The 18228-nt window shown below is 38.9% G+C and carries 20 protein-coding genes and 1 pseudogene; 10 read left to right on the forward strand and 11 right to left on the reverse strand.

The window, feature by feature from the left end:
- Positions 1-620 precede the first annotated feature (620 nt).
- From H6G83_RS32680 to H6G83_RS32710, 7 genes are all read right to left on the reverse strand, one after another.
- The gene (locus H6G83_RS32680; RefSeq protein ID WP_190479976.1) at positions 621-1028 is read right to left on the reverse strand and encodes a hypothetical protein; all 408 of its coding nucleotides are present in this window, start codon (positions 1026-1028) and stop codon (positions 621-623) included.
- Between the two features lie 163 nt (positions 1029-1191).
- Positions 1192-1395 (reverse strand): hypothetical protein, encoded by a 204-nt coding sequence (locus H6G83_RS32685; protein WP_190479978.1) that lies wholly within the window; start codon positions 1393-1395, stop codon positions 1192-1194.
- A gap of 616 nt (positions 1396-2011) precedes the next feature.
- Positions 2012-2533: a hypothetical protein gene (locus H6G83_RS32690; RefSeq protein WP_190479980.1), complete on the reverse strand. Its 522-nt coding sequence runs from the start codon at positions 2531-2533 to the stop codon at positions 2012-2014.
- A 330-nt stretch (positions 2534-2863) separates the two neighbouring features.
- Positions 2864-3652 (reverse strand): pentapeptide repeat-containing protein, encoded by a 789-nt coding sequence (locus tag H6G83_RS32695; protein WP_190479982.1) that lies wholly within the window; start codon positions 3650-3652, stop codon positions 2864-2866.
- Positions 3653-4082: 430 nt separating this feature from the next.
- A complete protein-coding gene (locus H6G83_RS35055; protein ID WP_206759020.1) occupies positions 4083-4223 on the reverse strand; it encodes a hypothetical protein in 141 nt (46 codons plus the stop codon).
- A 98-nt stretch (positions 4224-4321) separates the two neighbouring features.
- Positions 4322-4651, reverse strand: coding sequence for a hypothetical protein (locus H6G83_RS32705; RefSeq protein ID WP_190479986.1), 330 nt, complete (start codon positions 4649-4651; stop codon positions 4322-4324).
- Positions 4644-6137 carry a protelomerase family protein gene (locus H6G83_RS32710; RefSeq protein WP_190479988.1) on the reverse strand — a complete coding sequence of 498 codons (1494 nt, stop codon included), beginning with the start codon at positions 6135-6137 and terminating at the stop codon, positions 4644-4646. Before H6G83_RS32710 ends, H6G83_RS32705 begins: the two co-directional genes overlap by 8 nt.
- A gap of 220 nt (positions 6138-6357) precedes the next feature.
- Between H6G83_RS32710 and H6G83_RS32715 the strand changes: the two genes are divergently transcribed.
- The 3 genes from H6G83_RS32715 (at position 6358) to H6G83_RS32725 (ending at position 7513) form a co-directional block, all read left to right on the forward strand.
- The gene (locus H6G83_RS32715; RefSeq protein WP_190479990.1) at positions 6358-6525 is read left to right on the forward strand and encodes a hypothetical protein; all 168 of its coding nucleotides are present in this window, start codon (positions 6358-6360) and stop codon (positions 6523-6525) included.
- A gap of 117 nt (positions 6526-6642) precedes the next feature.
- Positions 6643-6843 carry a plasmid partition protein ParG gene (locus tag H6G83_RS36150; RefSeq protein ID WP_313937658.1) on the forward strand — a complete coding sequence of 67 codons (201 nt, stop codon included), beginning with the start codon at positions 6643-6645 and terminating at the stop codon, positions 6841-6843.
- A gap of 40 nt (positions 6844-6883) precedes the next feature.
- Positions 6884-7513: a Uma2 family endonuclease gene (locus tag H6G83_RS32725; RefSeq protein WP_190479993.1), complete on the forward strand. Its 630-nt coding sequence runs from the start codon at positions 6884-6886 to the stop codon at positions 7511-7513.
- An 80-nt stretch (positions 7514-7593) separates the two neighbouring features.
- On the opposite strand, the gene H6G83_RS32730 is transcribed toward H6G83_RS32725, so the two are convergent.
- The 4 genes from H6G83_RS32730 to H6G83_RS32745 form a co-directional block, all read right to left on the reverse strand.
- A complete protein-coding gene (locus H6G83_RS32730) occupies positions 7594-8463 on the reverse strand; it encodes a DUF6615 family protein (RefSeq protein ID WP_190479996.1) in 870 nt (289 codons plus the stop codon).
- A gap of 54 nt (positions 8464-8517) precedes the next feature.
- On the reverse strand, positions 8518-8733 hold the full coding sequence (locus H6G83_RS32735) for a hypothetical protein (RefSeq protein ID WP_190479997.1): 216 nt from the start codon (positions 8731-8733) through the stop codon (positions 8518-8520).
- Positions 8734-9124: 391 nt separating this feature from the next.
- On the reverse strand, positions 9125-9949 hold the full coding sequence (locus tag H6G83_RS32740; RefSeq protein WP_190479999.1) for a hypothetical protein: 825 nt from the start codon (positions 9947-9949) through the stop codon (positions 9125-9127).
- Between the two features lie 348 nt (positions 9950-10297).
- Entirely contained in the window at positions 10298-10468 is a 171-nt protein-coding gene (locus tag H6G83_RS32745) for a hypothetical protein (RefSeq protein WP_190480001.1), read from the reverse strand.
- Positions 10469-10699: 231 nt separating this feature from the next.
- Here H6G83_RS32745 and H6G83_RS32750 point away from each other — a divergent pair, with 231 nt between their 5' ends.
- The 7 genes and pseudogenes from H6G83_RS32750 to H6G83_RS32780 form a co-directional block, all read left to right on the forward strand.
- Positions 10700-11002: a hypothetical protein gene (locus H6G83_RS32750; protein ID WP_190480003.1), complete on the forward strand. Its 303-nt coding sequence runs from the start codon at positions 10700-10702 to the stop codon at positions 11000-11002.
- A gap of 3 nt (positions 11003-11005) precedes the next feature.
- Complete coding sequence (locus H6G83_RS32755) at positions 11006-11179, forward strand: hypothetical protein (RefSeq protein WP_190480004.1); 174 nt, start codon at positions 11006-11008, stop codon at positions 11177-11179.
- Between the two features lie 5 nt (positions 11180-11184).
- Positions 11185-11763 carry a hypothetical protein gene (locus tag H6G83_RS32760; RefSeq protein ID WP_190480006.1) on the forward strand — a complete coding sequence of 193 codons (579 nt, stop codon included), beginning with the start codon at positions 11185-11187 and terminating at the stop codon, positions 11761-11763.
- Positions 11764-11849: 86 nt separating this feature from the next.
- Complete coding sequence (locus H6G83_RS32765) at positions 11850-12635, forward strand: hypothetical protein (protein WP_190480008.1); 786 nt, start codon at positions 11850-11852, stop codon at positions 12633-12635.
- A 193-nt stretch (positions 12636-12828) separates the two neighbouring features.
- A complete protein-coding gene (locus tag H6G83_RS32770) occupies positions 12829-14892 on the forward strand; it encodes a hypothetical protein (RefSeq protein WP_206759021.1) in 2064 nt (687 codons plus the stop codon).
- Between the two features lie 362 nt (positions 14893-15254).
- Entirely contained in the window at positions 15255-15485 is a 231-nt protein-coding gene (locus H6G83_RS32775) for a hypothetical protein (RefSeq protein ID WP_190480012.1), read from the forward strand.
- Positions 15485-18228: pseudogene (locus H6G83_RS32780) on the forward strand (hypothetical protein); the annotation flags it as partial. The gene H6G83_RS32775 and the pseudogene H6G83_RS32780, both read left to right, overlap by 1 nt.

Below are 18228 nucleotides of genomic sequence, written 5' to 3' on the forward strand. Positions count from 1 at the left end.
GTACACAACACCCCACTCATCGATGAGTGGGGTGTTGTGTACCCCGGTTGCTCACCCCATGTTTGCAAAGCTTTGATGTGTCTCCGCTTTTTCATGCAAGCTACCCCTGAGCCACACCCCATTGCTTGCAAGCAGAGCTTTTGGTTCGGATTTTTCCTGCAATTTGGGCTTTTAGCTCCGAAAAATCATGCAATTTACTCCTGAGATACACCCCATGTCTGCATTTATTAGGGTGTATTTGCACAAATTACCGCAAATATCCCCATTTCCACAACTAAAATAACACCCCTTTTCTGCAATTATGGTCATTTTCGCCCCTATACTTGCACCCCATTTCTACTGATAAAGTGAATTAGTTAGCGATCGCCGCCCTTACCTACTTCAAATCACACCCCATTTCTGTATCTTAGCTTCATTTTACCCCTACTTTTACACCCCATTGCTGCAAATAGGCTCTGTTTCCCCTTATCTTTGCACCCCATTTCTTATATCCGCCTAACTTCTCACCACATAGTTGTACCCCATTTCTGTAAATATGGCATTTTTACCCAACACTTGCACCCCATTTCTCATATCCGCCCAAACCGTAGCGATCGCCTAACCATTTGAAGTTATGTTTTTTAAGTTTCCAAAGGCATAACCTTTTGCAACGCTTTCTCTATCTCTTCTATAGCCTTATCAATAGCATCCAGCCTTCTTCTATTTTCTAGGGATTGATAAGCCTTAAAAACAGCCTCATCCATCCCCAATCCAGATGTACTCCCTACCCTACCGATGTGCTTATTTTTAGTGAATTGCCCCTGACCACGATGACCAAATTTTTTAGGGTTACGCTCAAAAATCGCTTCTGATGCTTGCCATTTGGCGTATGTAAAACTATGAAGTGTACCACTACCCGGATAATACCGCTTGACATTATATTCGTGAATCCAAGTATTAGGCAGTGCTAAAGGTATCTTTAATAAATTTTCTCTTTCTTCCTGTAATTGCTTTAATGTATCAATAATCGCCTCAATTCGCTCGTTCATACGCATTTAACAAGGTTATGTTTTTTCAAAATTTTAAAGCATAACCTTATTCCGGCGCTATTCTATACTACACCCCATTTCTCACATCTGCCCAAACCGTAGCGATCGCCGCCTCCCCAGTCCCCAATCCCTACTCCTCATTCCCTCATCCCTGGACTGGCATCTACGATGCCCAACGACGGCGGCTGTCGCCGCGTCTGTGTTGTCTGCTCATTCCCCAATGACTAATGACAAATGACCGACCGCCGCCGCAAAAAAGACGGCTGTGATTTTCGCCGCCGCCCTCCCCACTCCCCACTGACCGCCGCCAAATGTAGGAATGTAGGATTAATCCTACATAAATGTAGAGTCGATGTAGGATTGACAATCGCTGAAACCCTTATAAATGCAGGATTATGTAGGATATGTAGGATATGTTGGCACTTTTACCGCTCACAGTTTTTTTTAGAAAAAAATATGTTTACAAGTATTCTTGTACTACATACATTTTTTCTTAAAAAAATCTCACAAGGAATAAAATATTTTACATATCCTTCAGTTCCTACAGTATAAGGGTTTCAGCCTACATTGACTCTACATAAACCCCAAATAATCCTACATGAATCCTACATAGGGCAGTTTTCCCAATTCAAAGCATAGTGATTTCGCTTTGTTGGGCTAGCCCTCTCACAATCGCCTACAACGCCCTTTATCCCATCCAGCGATAAGAAACACTCATCCACCAACAAAGAAGCCCCTCTATGGGGCTTTTGGCGCGGGTAACTTTTAGGTTTGAAAAATTGGTGGTGTTGGTCAGAAAACCATCGCTTTGTCCCTGATTTTTGTCCACTCCGACAAAGATTCATTTTTCCTCACCATCATCTCAATAGGTGCTGCTATCGCCGTCTATCTGCGGCTTATCCGGCAAATTAAACAGCTTCCTTATCTGTTCTGGTGCTAATAATTTTGATGGGTAATATGCTCACAATTAATACTATTAATAATTATCTGAACATATTACCAATTCTCTCAGTAGATGCACCAAGTCTAGCCTCTTGCAATGCTGATTGTGTGTCTGGAACAAGTTCATACATATTCAAAATAACTCTTTGCTTAGGAGTAGCGAAAATACCGTTTAAACACATTCCTATCAATTCAGCGTAAGAACCAATTTCATTTTGTACAATATACTGAATAGCTATATCTCGGTTGCTAACATAAATATCACCAAATTTACCTTTTATTTCAAATGCACTAACTGTATTACCTCCATCAATTAAAGTGTAAAATATTGGTTTTGCTATTAAGTTATTATCTACTTTATATGCTCTATTATTTTGAATAAAAGGTCTAAGGGGAGTAGCAGTAGATTGATTAAATAAGTTGTAATACGAAGTAAAATTATGAACATTTCCACTATGAATTTTGCATAAATCACGTCTTGATTGTGCCTGTACTTGTGGTGTATTGGCAGTAAAAAATAAAACTGATATTCCACATATCAAAAGATAATTAATAGCTTTCATTTTGGTTATTTTTTTACATATTGTTTCTCTAGCTTGACACTGTGTTATAAATATTCCCACAGTATTAATGCTGGTATATGTTTAAGGATAATGTAAAGCGTTGTAGCGAAAATATAAGGTACTTATAAACAACCTTAAAAAATATTTGGTTGTTTTGTATTAGAGGGTGTAAGAAGAATGTCGCAATACGCTATATTTCCACTGCGTGAGGCGTGAGGGGTGGATAGGGCTTAAATCGCAAAATTAACCCCACTCAGACTATCTCCTGGTGGGGTGCTAGGTGTTGGATGTTGGGGCGTTGGGGTGTTGGGGCGATAATTAAAAATTAATCTACTTAGCTGGTTCTGATGTTAAACCGAGCTTGGCACAAAATTCTTTGTCATACTTTGCTTTTTCCCAATTCTTAGCTTTTTTAATTTGCTCAGGAGTTAAGTTATGAGCATAACAAAAGTTAGCATCTGTAAGGTCAGCATTAGTAAAGTCAACATACCCTAATTTAGTATGTCTAAAATCAGCTTTGTTAAGTCTGGCTTTATTAAATTTTGCACCATTAAGGTAAGCATCACGGAAGTTAGCGCATATAAGGTCAGCATCAATAAAGCTGACATTCTCAAGTTCACACTCAATAAATTTAGCGTTAATAAAATTAGTAAAAGTAAGGTCAGCATTATTAAGACAACTCTTGCTGAGATCAATACCAGAAAGATTAATACATGATAAGTCAGCATTAGAAAGTTCTAATCTACCGAAAAAAACACCATCCTCATGTAAATCTCGCAAAGCTTGGAATCTTGCACGGCTTGTTTCTTTTCCATACGCTGCATCAATAACTTTCCAAGCTTCATAATGCTTTCTTTGCTGGCGATCTCCGCTCTCTAAAATGTAAAGAACTGCTGCTGTAAAAATACTAATTCCCTCAATGTTCTTTAGGATTGTTGCAATTAAACCTTTTTCTTCTGGAATAAAAATAAGCATAACTATTATCAAGATGGCAACAAAAAAAGCAAGTATTCCGTATTTAATAATTGCCTGTTTTCTATCTAGAATCCATCCTAAAAAAGGGAACTTTGAAACAAGATAAGAAGTAATTATAGCTGATATTAATGTATTTAGTTGCATTTGTATTTTTCAAAAATGATGATAAGTGTATTAAAATAATAAGTGAGAAAACAAATTAGTTTATTAGTGCGTTAATCTCATTTTTAGCTAACTTTGTACTACCAATTTACACTCCATTTTTCATTACGTAGTAGACAGTGATAATCAGCACTGAGCCGCCGCCGTAGTCACGCTTTATTTTGTATCATGATTTGATACCGTAGTCACGCTGCCTATATAGAAATAATAATCATCGTGACTACCAAATATGACTACGCTGACTACCGTGACTACCAAATAAAACCATAATCCCCAAATATAAGTCTAGCCGTGACTACCGCCGCCGCTAAATTGCCCCATATCACCTTGAGGGTTTCCACTGCTTGAGTGATGGATAGGGCTTAAATCGCAAAATTAACCCCACTCAGCTTATCTACTGGTGGGGCGATCGCTAACTCATAAGTGTTTTGAATGCCCACTCTAGCGTTTTCTCGATGCCGTAGCTTATAACTACACCTCTGATGGTGGGGTCATTAATAGACAGTATTATCAATGTAATCAAAACGGCGATCGCCCATTGTCTTCTGTTCATTGGCATTTCTCCTAAGTGGACAACAAGAATTAGTCAACTTAGTAGAAGCTGTGGTTATTTATGGACGATGGAGGCGACAGCCGGAGGGCGATCGCTTACTAGGGTGTCTTGAAGTCAATATCTATCTCAATACCGAGTTTTGCTGATATTTCTTTCTTGGCATTGTCTAGCAGTTGATCAACGTCATTTGACAAGCTCTCTGGAATGTTTGTGTTCGGTAGTATCATCCATTGTGTGATAGTAGTAGCTTGAATATCGTTGTCATTATTTGTTTTGCTAATATGCACCACAGTTTGATCGCCTATTAGTACCTCTTGGTTAAGAAGTTCTATTAAGCCTTGCCCTAGCTGCAATAGTATTTCTTGTAATTGCTGTTCCATATTTATCCTTTGGTTAACAGAGGGAAGAAGAGATCGCCAACTACTCATCTCTAAAACTGCCACACAATTTTGCTAGCGCATCGATATCTTGAATTTCAATATCACGGTCATAGCTCAAAGCCGCGTCACGATTCTCAAGCAATATACGGCTGATGTATGCTCGTTTTTTGGACTCGTTAGCATCGTTGAACAAACCAGAACATACTTGAGCGTAAATCTGACGGTTAAGGTGTCCTTTGAACTTATTAACCTGTTTACTGCCCTCTGTGACCACCCATTCCTTATTGTTGGTAATTTCCACTAAATTACACAGAGATGTCATTGTTTCGGCAATGTAGCGCGAACATCTATCATGAGATACCTTAGCCGCTTTCTGAATAGCCTCAACAGTTCTCGACTCTGGCAATGTACGCTTGTTGAATTTCTCTAGCCAAGCTATAGCGTTGACCACACCTTGAGCCGCTTTACCTAGTACGGGTATTTTCTCAGGTGGCACAACTTCCGCAATGTGGCGTTTTAACTGACCCTCAAAGATTACGTGAGCATCATCAACATAGGTAAAGATGCCACTACTCATTACTTCAGATTGACGGCGGCCAGTCAGAACCATGACAGCGATCGCAACTTCTTTCCATTTGGCGGCTGATTGGGGGAGATTGTTGACGGTATCAACTGCCCAACTGACATAAGGGAAGACTTTAATAGCTCTAACATCCTCTTCCGCCGCTTCACTCCTAGCCTTATTGAGTTTGTATTTAGCTGCACCAATATCACTAAACGCACCCCTGACAGCCGTATCAAAATCATTAAATGTATCTTCTAGGGTACGGTCATTAACTGGGGGAAACTTATCATTTTCTGGCTTGATAATCTCAGCCAAATAGCGCATTACCTCAACACGGATTTTTTGAATTGAGCCGGGGTGTGCTTTGCCCTCTGGTGACTTCCCGTTAGCGTAGTCTTCGATAATTACGCGAGTCCTAGCCACTAAAATTGCAAACTCTGGTAAGAAGTATTTTTGAGTTTTACAGAGGTTTAGCTGATATTCTCTCAAGCCTGTTAAATCGTCTTTATCAGCAGTCGCAAAGTAGAGTTTTTTGGCGATCGCTATTCTTTCGGCTTCTGAATCGCTGTATTCAGTTTCTACTGTTGGTTGTGCTGGTGTTTCTACTACTGGTTCTACGGTTGGTTGTACAGTAGTTTCTACACTTGGTTCTACACTTGGTTCTACACTTGGTTCTACAGTCTTTTCTACGGTGGATTCTATAGCAGTTTCTACAACGGGTTTTACTCTTCGCTTTTTTCGCTCCTCTAAAGCAGTCTCAACGGCTGAAATGTAATTAATACATTCTTCCTGCCGACCATTGGAGAGAATAAAACTTCTCTTTTCAATTTCGTAACCATCACGGATTAAGGGTACTAAATTGTGATGTTTCTCCCATAAATCAGCCGCTTGCTTGCGAATTGCTTTTGTTTTGTCCTTACTGGCTAGATGGGCGAAACTGTCTTGGATTGCTTGTATTGACCGTGCCATAAACCTTATAACCTTTTTGTGTGTCTCTGCATTTACTATAGCACCCCATTTCTTTAATAAACAGGGGTTAATCATAAAAAGAAATGGGGTGTTAAATGATTCCCCATCAGTAAGTTCTATGCAAGATATCTAGCCTATTAGTGAAATGGGGTGCTATATTATCAAAACGAAGAGAAATGGGGTGCTAGCAACACCCCACACACAAAAAGGTTATTTAATCATGACTACTCTAACAATTTCTCAAACCCCAACAAAAGCCAGCATTCAAAATGACTACTACTGTGGTGAATTTGACGCGGCTATTGGGCTACCGCCAAAGCAAGCTCACGGTGAATACTGGCGAGGTTATTTAGCTTACACAGCGAAAACTGGTAACGCTCCATTCTAAATAAACCTTGGGGTAGGTGATGAACCTACCCTAATTTTGGAAGTGTTGTTGATTGATTGCTGTTGGTGTTACGATCACGTCTATCGCGCAATCGCGCAATACGTAGTAGACAAAGGGGTGGGAGGTGATGCGAGAATACGGGATATCGCGCAAGTAGAGACAATGCCTAAGAAAATTCCAGAGGGGATGACAGAGTTAAGCGTCTATATAGAAAAACAAGTAAAGACTGATTTCAAAGTAGCTTGTACTAAACAAAACAAGTCAATGGGTGAAGTAGTTAACCAACTGTTAAAAGAATGGTTAAAGGTAAATGAATAAATTCACCTGCTCACTTTCATTGATAAATGGAGGTAGATAAATGGTTCAATCGCTACCGATTACGATTACTGTTGATCAGTTTCTAGACTGGTATCCAGCTAATTCAACACAGTTACGTTACGAACTGCATAATGGATTTATCAAACAAATGCCACCACCAACAGGAGATCATGAATTACTTATTGCATTCTTAATCAAGCAAATTTTGTTGGAGTGCGCCCGTCTTTCAAAACCCTATGACATTCCTAAAATGGGGTTTGTTCAATCCAATGAAGGTGAATCTGCTTTCTTGCCTGACGTACTGTTGTTGAATCGTCCCAACTTAGTCAATGAGCCAAAATGGAGGAATAAATCAACAGTTAGTCAGCCATCATCAATCCCATTAGTTATAGAAGTTGTCAGCACAAACTGGCGTGATGACTACTTCACCAAGCTTGGTCAGTATGAAGCTATTGGCATTCCTGAATACTGGATTGTAGATTATGCGGCTTTGGGTGGGAAAAAATTTATTGGTAGTCCTAAACAACCAACTATCTCGATTTACTCGTTAGTTGAAGGGGAATATCAAGTTAAGCAATTCCGAAATGGCGATCGCATTGAATCGTTAACTTTTCCCGAATTAGCTCTGACTGCTGAAGAGATTTTTCAATCTGCCATTCCACTAACATAGGATCGACCGCGCAGCTTTATTGCTCATTATTGGCTGGGGAAGGATTTTGTCATACTCTCATTCTCTATCTGTCCAATTGATTAAAACTCTAATTCATCTGTTCGCCCTTGGCTCCAAGAATTACCAGAACAGGTTAAACGGTCGTCAAAAGCAAAAGTCCCGCAGTCACGAAAATCGTAAACTAGAAGTGCATTGAAATCCTGTAATTCAGATTCAAAGTTATTTTCCCACGACTCAAGCTCACCAAATCGTGCATTCTCTAGGAATGAGGATAAATAATCTGGAAGCTCCCTGTGAAGACCTCTAAAATTTTTGCTATCCAGCGATACTGGCATAACTTCAGGTCGAAAATAATATTCTAAATATCGATGTAGTAGTCCGTCGCCATCTGTTGTAACCAAAGGGCAGCAAGCAAAGCATGAAAATGGGCTGGAAAGTTTGAGTAGGTCAGCAGATGTAACTTTTTGGCGGCTACCTCTAATAAAGGAATCATAAATTTGCTGTGCGCCTGCAATAAAAACTCCATCATTTTGAACAATTTGTTGCTTTTTGCATCTCACATCGCCACTAACCGAACTGTAGAGCGCATAAAGTGGAACAGCATTAGCTTGTTCAGATGCTTTCAACAATTTTTCAATCTGTAGCCCATGCCTATTAGTACGAGCTATTTCCGGGTAATTGTCCTCAGTTGAAGATACTTTCTTCGCCTGAACACGAAGGCGTATATAGTCTTGAGAAAATAAAAACCACCACTCCCAATCTGCACCAGTTTCACGACCTTCTTGATGGCGAGTAAAAGCATGATACAAAATGTTCGACAGTTCGTTAGATACATCAAATAGCAACCAGTCAGTAATTGATTCTTCCTTTACCCCAGGCTGCTTAGTGAGCCAGAAACGAATGTAGCCAGCCGAATCATAAAGTTTCTTCCGAACTGCATCTAAATACATAGGTAACAAATAAATGGTTAAAGCAGCGTTTTTATGATGCCCAGTAGATAATGTTTAATTTTCTATTGGGCTGAAAGGTATGGCGGATAGTTGCTTTCTTTTAGGATTCCCATAATGAATAGCAGTTTTACAGCCAGAAATAGCTAGAGAATCAACAGATACAAGATAGACAAAAAAGCGATCGCCCTTTAACGTTGATATCAAGGTGATTACTAGAGCTTTATTCTCTGAAAGAATAATAATTTGTCGGCGATCGCTTAAAATCTCCACTCAAGCATCGACCGCGCACTTAGGAGTGATCCGATCTGGCTTCTGTATTCCCTACACCATCAGCCTTCCACTACACCCACATCAGCCCATTTCTTACTTTTTGCTTACTTGTTACATTCTTTACTTTTATATACATAAGTACACAATTAATACCCCATTTACCGGGGCAATCATCCACAAAATAACCACAGTTACCTATTTATAAGGGTTCTACGCATCAACAAATCCCTAAATCCACAGTAGCCACATAAAAATCGACTTTGCCCACACTGCCCACATTTAAGGTTTTATTGATATTCCATTTTTGTTTAAAAACTCTACTAATAGTTCTTCTATTACTTGACTAATCTCTAATTCTGGTTATTTGTATACTTTTGCATTTTTCAGCTTGTTAACTAATAGGTTTTCTAAAACAATTTTTAATTAAAGTTATAATTTGTTTCCATTTAGCTAAAGCAAAAACTGAAAATGCTGTAAAAATTGCTGTAACAGCTTCCCAGTTCTCAACAATCCATTTCCAATTATTCTCTACCCAGTAGTTAGGGCTAACAGATACTTTGATGGTACGTTCAAAAGTTTTTAGTTGTATTTTTTGTTCACTTTTATTTGGTAGTTCAATAAGAGCATAAACAATTAAAAAAAGTTCCTGTTCACCTCTTTCTTGAGGAGTAACACTCCATATCCATTCTGCTAAACCATCTTTTTTTAAAACTTGTTGTTCTTCAGTTTGACTTTGAATATTGAAACTTGTACCTGAAAGTTTAACCTGTAATAAGCTACTTACGTCAAGTTTAGCTGTTTCTGGATGTCCTTTGAGTTCTGCTTTCAAATTTTTTCGTAAATCGTCACTAATACGTACTCTAACTAATTCATTTCTTCCGAGTTGCATTTCTTTAGGAACAGTAAAAACAATTTGCCCTAATCTGAGTTTTTTTACTTGTGTTTGTATAGCAATGTCATAATCAGGTATTTCTACAAGCTCTGGAGCCACAACAATAATATTACCGTTATCAGTAACGTTATCAGTAACGTCATTATTAACGTCGTTTCTAACTTGGGAATGTGTATTTAATAAAGAAATAACTGCAATTCCTACTAGAAATCCAAAGATTATCAAAACTTTATGTAAAGGTTTTGTAGCTTTGACAGTTACGAAAATAAGCAAACCTATTAATAGAATACTAAAAGTAGTAAAGACTATTGTTTGAATAATCATAAATTTTAGTATTTAATAGTAATTTTTTAGGTGATTCTATAATGCTACTAAAAATTTATGGTTTTCTAAATTATTAAGTTAAAAAATTTAAAATACAACTGAGCAATAGAAATTGTTTATATTTGGTTTCTACATCTTTTATTCTATATAGCTTTCACATTTGCCCCTATTTTCATTTCTTACTTATTTTTTTTGCTGGTTACATAAGTACACAATAAAACCCCTATTTCTAGGGGCTATCATCCACAAAATAACCACAGTTACCTATATATAAGGGTTTGGGACATCGTTAAAACCCTAAATCCACAGTAACCACAGAAAAATCCAGTTTGCCCACACTGCCCACAGTTAGATATCTATTTTCTGACCTTCTAACCACTGCTCTATTAACTCTTCCATTACGGTACTTATCTCTAATTCTTTAGCCTTGCAAACTGTTCTGAAGCGTAGCGCCAAAGGCTTTTTAATATATCCGCAAACCTGACTGTAATCATCAGATTTTCTCTTACTCGTAGTCATTCTGATTATGGGTTAATTAACATACCAACATTCTAACCTGAATACGGATTTTCATTAAAATCAGGTTAATTGGTTGGTTAGTTGGTTGGTTAACTGCTAGACTACTATCAGACAACCTCATAAACACTTCTAAAGCGGTTCTAGCTTGCTTGTAGGCAATCTCTAGACATGGGGTAGAAGGTTTCTAGAAGGTGGTCGGACTGTACCAATAGACTAGTACAAGACCAATCTATGATTACTACTGAGAAAGAACTTGTAGTTTACGATACGCTTTATGAGCCAGAGTTTACCCGCGTAGAAGTCGCCAAGCAATTAAGCGTGACCGTCAAGACTGTAGAGAGATATTTAGCCTTTGGCGCTGGCTTTATTCCAGAACTTAGAAAATACGTCAATGCAGATGGCTATTTGAACGGTAAAAGATTACTTTCAAGTGACCTAGTTTTTATCGAAGAAATTAAGGACTTAAAAAAGAGTTTTTCGCATTCTCGCGTAGTAGAGATTTTGACTCGTAAATACTCTCAAACTGAGGAATAAGCAATGACTAAAAACTTACCAGACCTTATTACACAGGCACTTACAGCACTTAATGAAATAAATTCACATCCACAATATCAGGCAATTAAAACTAATTACTCACCAGATTTCACAATACCCGATGCACAACAGGCACTAACAGAACTTTCCAGCGAATTGAACGAAGTACAGGAGTAAACACAATGCAATTACGCACATACGCCAAGAAAAACCAAGTAGCAGCCCAAGACTTGATAGAAGCTTTAAAGGGTCAATTTGGCGGAACTTGGGTTTTCACAACCAACTTAAATGATGAAACTGTAGAATTTCTCAATACCACCTTTGCTAATTCACAACCAGAACTACCAGAAGCAAAAGAGCAATTACAACTACCAGCATCTTCTACTGGCTCATCTATCACCACCCAACAGCCGCAAGAATTAGCCACACAACAGCCAGAAGCTTTAAATACTCAAAACATCCCTGAGAATCAGCAAATCACATCTCCGATCATCAAAACCTTGCTAAAAGCTCATCTAACAGCAGATGAGATGGAATTACAGCAAGAAATTGACAATCATAATTCGCGTGTTGCTTCAATAATTAGCAATCGTCATTTACCTATTGAAAATCAACTAATCGCATCTTTACAAACTAGATATCAAGCAATTCAAGACGCACCTACTCAACCCGATTGTGTAAACCAGTCTCAAACCAATCTAGAAAGATTCAACCAACTACAGCAACAACTGGAGGCTTTTAAAAGCGCCAATAAAAGCTAAGGATACTTCGATTCTAGGGGTGATTTTATCGCCTCTAGACGCACTAAATCAGGCACTCACAAAACTATTCAATGGCAATCAACATTATGGCTAATCCTACACGGGCAGAGGCGGAAGCTAGAAGGCAACAGCAAAAAAAGAATAAGCGGAATAACCAAGAATCACAAACGTTACTTAATGACTTAAATAATGTTGCTCAAGAATCTACTACAGTTCAAGATACTACCAACACTACCAACACAAACAACACTGTAAGCACTGCCAACACTGTAACTAATACTATTAATCAGCATTCTAGATTTAGCACTCTTCCATCTAATCAAAGTTTCAGTGAAGCTCAAGCGATCGCTCAAAAATTGGGGATCAGTTTATTAAATCCTGGGGAGTTACTAGGAACCGACCCATACAAAGCAGATGGCAACATCCCTAAAATAACCGCTAAGGATGCTAACGAACAGTTAAGAGCATTACAGCTACAATCAAACGCTTTGGATGTCCGACTAGCTAAGACAGATTTACAGCGTAAGGTCATTAAAGTTTCTGACAGTACCGCCAAGTTAATTGGTGATGCGGTCAAGTATGCCACTACTCAGATAGAAGTCGGTCAATTAGTAATAGAAAATCAAATTGCTGACGTTAGATACCAGACGGCACAATCAAAATTAAGGCAGACTGAGGAGTATTTACAACAGCAAAACGACAGTACACAAGGCACTATTCAATTAACAAGTGCTTTACGCGAACAATGGACGCTTAAATTTGAGAAAGTACAAGCTGATAACGCCAAACTCAAATTATCTATTGAAGGTGCAAAGTTAGAGGCTGAAATTGTTCGGGAACAATTAGAGGCAAAATTACTTTACCAAGCTTAAGAAAGAAGCTACTTATTTTTGGTGGCTAGAGTAACTAAGAATAAGTAGCTTATGAATAAACTATCCACAAGTGAATCTTTTTACAGACACCATGAATAGTATAAGTTTTACTCAAGGCTCTAGAATTATCAATTTTTTAGCATTTTCTATCTCTTTTTTATCTGTATTGAGTTATTTTAGAGTGCCAGACAACATGAAACCACTAGCAATCAATTTAATAGTTGCTAGTGGTTCAATTGCTCTTACTAATAAATTGCTATCAGAGAGCTATGAACGGTCAGCAAATGACCAATTAGAGCTAATTATTAATGATTCATCTAGCATCGTAGAAGATGCCAAAACTCAATATTCTTACCTATTAGCTGATAACGCAAAGTTAACTAACCAGTTAAAAGAGACTGATAATTTATTACAGCAAGAGAAAGAACACCACCGACTAAAGCAACTGGAATATTTAGCAGAAGTAGCAAGCCTGACCGCTAAATTGAACGATACTAAAAAGCAATTAGATGATGCTGTAAGTGTAAAAACGACGTTATTACAACAGCTAGAAGGCTTACACAGAGAGCATAATGATTTAGTAATCATAGAAGTATCTAAATCATTAGAATCACACTATCAAGCCTTAAAAGCCAGTATTGAGCATCATCTTAAGGTCGATTACTATATTGATATCTCTAATCAAATATTGGCTTTTAGAGATAAATTTAATGAGTTAGTCAAACATACTAACTTTACATTGAGAGAAATTAAAAACCTAGAAGATATCAACATTTCTATTCAAGACATCATTGATATCTGGGATAGGTTTATTAAACTTAAGCACCAATGGAAAAACCTGTTAAACGTCCGTGAGAGATTGGGACTAAAGAAAGTTCTTGAACTGTTAGAAGAATGTAGAGAGAATCAATCACAGTTAATTCCTGTGTCTAACGCTCAAAAGTTATCAGATGGGTTATCACAGTACCATGCACAGCAGTTAGATAAACTCTACAATCAGACTAACTCAATTACTACAGATGTAAATAACCTTCAGAACCAAGTAAACGATTTATTAGGGCAGATTGAAGCTAAAAATCTAGAGATAGACCAGCTAAAAAACAAACTCAATCAGCCTATTACTTGGCGACTGGCTACCAGAGATGACTTAATAATTGGCAATCTAATTATTAAGTATTTCCAGAATCTAGGAATCATCTTAGATAGGGCTAGCGCCAACTATAAAGGGCATGAAAGTACATTAAAATTCCACACAGATAGAAATCCTAGATTTTTGGGAATTGGTGAGTTAAATAAGCATTCAGAGGCACTACAACAGGCTTGTAACGTCCGTAAACCTGTAACTTTTGACTGGGACGCTGAGAACGGATTACTTGAGGCTACTGTAGTAATCAGCGCCAAGCCTCAAAAATCCAACGATGCGGATATTAACAAGCTTTGGAAGCAATCAAGCCAGTTTGCCTCTATCGTCGCCAAATGGGAGAGGATACGGATTACGGGTCAAAGTCAGGCTGGGAAGTCTCCCACTGCTGAGAATATCGCAGTGTGTATTATGTCCAGCCGTAAAGACGCTGGAGAGATACGGCTGTACAATCCACAACATGACAGCAGAAAAAACCATTTCTCCATCCCTGTGACCGGAACTAGCCATGATGACAGCATAGAAGCACTGGGAGAATTAGCAGCCGCTATTAATGCTCAAAGCGGCGATCGCTCAAAATTTAACCTGTTTATCTTTGATGAGATTGACTCAACATTATCAGCCAGTGAAGATGTGCTATCAACTGCCAACAACATCAAGGCAATCATCAAGCAGGCATCACACCAGAATATAGGAGCTATTTTCACGGGTCAAAATGCCAACGCCAAGCACTATAAAGGCTTCGACCGTTCTGACTGGAATAATGCTGTAAATGTCCACCTGGGTAGCAACATTAAGGACGCTCTCACAAATTCAAACCAGTTCAGCAAGGAAACAGCCGATAAACTCAAAACACAAGCGGATAAGCTTTTTGAATACTGCCAAGAGAAAAACTCAGAACTAGGATTAGAGCCTACTGATCCACAGGCTTATAGATTTGCACTGGTGATTGAGCCAAATAAAGCACCCTATTTTCTGCAATTGCCTGATTTTGGCGCATACACCTATGATCTGCTAAATCTGAATCAATGCCCTCATTGTGGAAGCAAAAATACAGTAGGTCATGGTACAAACCGTAGACGCTGTAATGATTGCAGTAAAACCTTTAGTGTGTAATTCTGTGTAACATCATGACACCAACAAGCGATCGCATTTCTTAATATCTATGGGCAAATACCAAAAATAAGTATTTATACTTGCTTTTCTACTTTGCTCTGGCTCTAAGAATAATTTACATTTGATAAATCAGCTTTTTTACAAAAAAAAAGTTGAGTATGCAGTCCTCCGGCTTATGTCGAGGGTTGGTAAGCTAACAAAAAACTTCCGTACCCTAGAGAGTTTCTCAGGCTCCTTCCGAAGAAATCTGATCTCAACAGATTTCACAAGTAAAAAAAATTTTCTTAATTCCTAGCTTAACAATCTTATTGACATTTATCCAATGGGGGCTGCTATGTAATCAAATTACAAAAGGCAGTTAAATGTCTACAGAAGAATCCCCCAAGAAAACTAATTTTCAAGCTCCATACACAACAAGCATTTTAGCCAAATCCCCCCCAAGGGGTCAATCAAAACGCGACAAAAGCTTGATAAATGCCATAAATCGGCGGCAATTATCAAAAAGCCTTGAAATACGAGAAAAATCAGGCTACACGGGTGATTTAGGAATTTTTATTCTGGCTAACCTTCAAGCAAGCTTGGAGGTGGCATGATGTTGAATGCAAAAGCCTTTGGTAGAAACAATCCTTGCCCAGTATGCGGGAATACTGACGCAGATTGTAGGTATAACGCAAATGACCCTGATTTTATTCAATGCCACACTTTCGTAGATGCCACCAAAGGCGAAAAAATTAATGGGTTTGTATGCGTTAAAGCAAGCAATGGACACACAGCCTCATTCAAACCCGATAACAGCCAAGAATGGACTCTTGAACGGCGCACAGAGTGGGAGCAACGCAAAGCACAACGAGTTGCACTAGCCAAACAGCAACAGCATAAGAGGAAACAAAGAGCTTTAAGCGTAAGCTTACGCCATCAGCTGTACTCAGAAATTTTAGACAGTCTGCCACAAGATGAAACTCTCATTGCTGACTTACAGCGCAGAGGTTTTAGCCCAGAAGAAATTGCGTCCTGTGGGTTTAAATCGGTCAGCAAATACCAACAGCTAACAAGACAGTTTGACAAACGCCTTCCAGGGGTCGCAGAAGACGCGATGAGGCTAATTGTTAGCGGTGAGGGTTACTTATGCCCAATTCGAGATTTTGAGGGGCATATAGTAGCGTTACAACTGCGCCTACATCATCCTGGTGAGGGTGGGCGCTACAGGTGGATCAGCAGTCCAGCCCAAACCCTAGCTATCACAGTAGGAGATACATTAGAGAATCCCTTAGCAGTCTTCCACCCAGCCCAGCCTATTGGAATCGCACTGGTAGAGGGTACGGGTACAAAACCCTTCTTAGTCAGTCAAAGGCTAAATTTACTAACCATCGGCGCGGCGGGTGGGCAGTTCGCCAATAGCCCCAATCTTTTAAAACAATACCTTGATAGGGCTTTAACTCAAGTTGGAGGCGATAAAACTCTTGTCATCTTCCCCGATGCTGGAGACGTTCAAAATCAGCAAGTAATCAATCGCTGGAAGTCCGTGACTCAATTACTGACTGAGTTGGGATGGTCTTTTAGGTTTGGTTGGTGGGGTCAAATAACCAAACAAGACAACGATATTGATGAATTACCAGAATACAGCCAAATTAATTACATCTGTGGTGAAGAATTTTTGGCGATCGCCGAGGTGCAATTAAAGCAAATAGAAAATGACCAGCAAGCGGCACAGCTTGCCAAACAAAAGCGGCAGGAACTAGAACGCCTAGCAACTATTCGCCACCAATTAACCCATATTACAGAAAAACCCTACCTAATTGTGGACGTTCCCCACATGGGAGAGGTTTTAAACGACTTGATTGAGCCGGGGACAGTAAACATTATCATCTCAGAAACAGCCACAGGTAAAACCGAAAGTGTAAAACCTTTGGTGAAGAAAGCTGAGGCTTGTTACAGTTGGCACAATCGCCGCTCATTAGGGCGGAAAATGAGTAGTGATTTATCCATTAATTACAAAGATGATATCAACGGTAGAGGGCAAAAGAAAAAAGCGGCTTTTTGCGCTCCGAGTGCCTACCAATTTGAACCCAAAAACTTGTCTAATCAAGGTATCTTACTATTAGATGAAGCTGACCAAGTGTTTGATTTTCTGTTTGGTTCACTCTGTAATAAAGATGGGATTCGTCCGTTATTACTAGCGACACTGGAGGCGCATTTTGAGGCGGCGATATCAGGTAAAGGTGTAGCCATCTGCATGAGTGCTGATATTACTCAAAAAGAAATTGATTACATCAAAGCAATTGCCCCAGCCGGTACACCAGTCAGGCTGATAATTAACAAATATAGACCCCCCAGACCTGATATTAATCTTGACATCTCTTCTAGTCCAGAAGGTTTATTAGATGAACTAATAAATAGAGTTAAACAGGGCATACCATGTTTTGTACTGGATGACATGAAAGATGGGGTAAAAGGTTGTAAGTCCATTGCTGAATATGTACGTCAATCAATGCCAGAGATAGCTAGTGAGATATTAGAAATCCACTCAGACGCAATGGACGACCCTAATGTACAAGAGTTTGTTTCTCAGTCAGACATGAAAGCCGAACAGTACAGAGTTATCTTTACAAGTCCTTCTATTATCTCAGGAATTAGCCTTAAGAATAGACGTTTTAATAATGGTGTATTTGCCTTTTGTAATGGCATTCTGGGCGATAGAGAAATTAAACAGTTTCTCAATAGAGTTAGGGGGGCTGAGGATATTTATCTATGGATAGCTGAGGAGGGATACTCACCCAGGGGAATTAACCCAGACCTAGTTACACCAGAGGAAGTCAATGATTACTATCAGAGGAATTATGCAGCCAACAGCAAACATATACTCTCGCTAAAAACTGACTATAACCCGCTAAAAGGTGAATGGTCATCCCCACACTTTAAGCTGTTTGTCGATAACATTTCTTACAAGAATGCGACTATGAAATATTTACGCCATTTCACAGTAGAGCATTTAAAAGAGATAGGTTACGGCATTGTTGAGCAAGAGTTTATTCCTGAATGTGGCACAAAGGAAATCAGCGATAAATTAAAACTAATTTGGGGGAATATTGATTTAAGAGAGGCGGAACTGATAGCAGCAGCCAGGATATTAAGTGATGCGGAGATGGAAGCAATCCAGCATAGCGGTGAAGATATACCCCCACATTTGAAACCAGCTTATTTAAAAACTCGGATGTTACAAACCTTCGGTCAACAATTGATTGATGCTACCACGTTTGAACACAAATCTGGGAGGACATTGACTGGTTTCGCGGCAATGGCTTTAAAAAATAAACGTGGTGATTACTACCGTCATTT

Origin of the sequence: Anabaena azotica FACHB-119, from assembly GCF_014697625.1 — a bacterium.
GTDB lineage: Bacteria > Cyanobacteriota > Cyanobacteriia > Cyanobacteriales > Nostocaceae > Trichormus > Trichormus azoticus_A.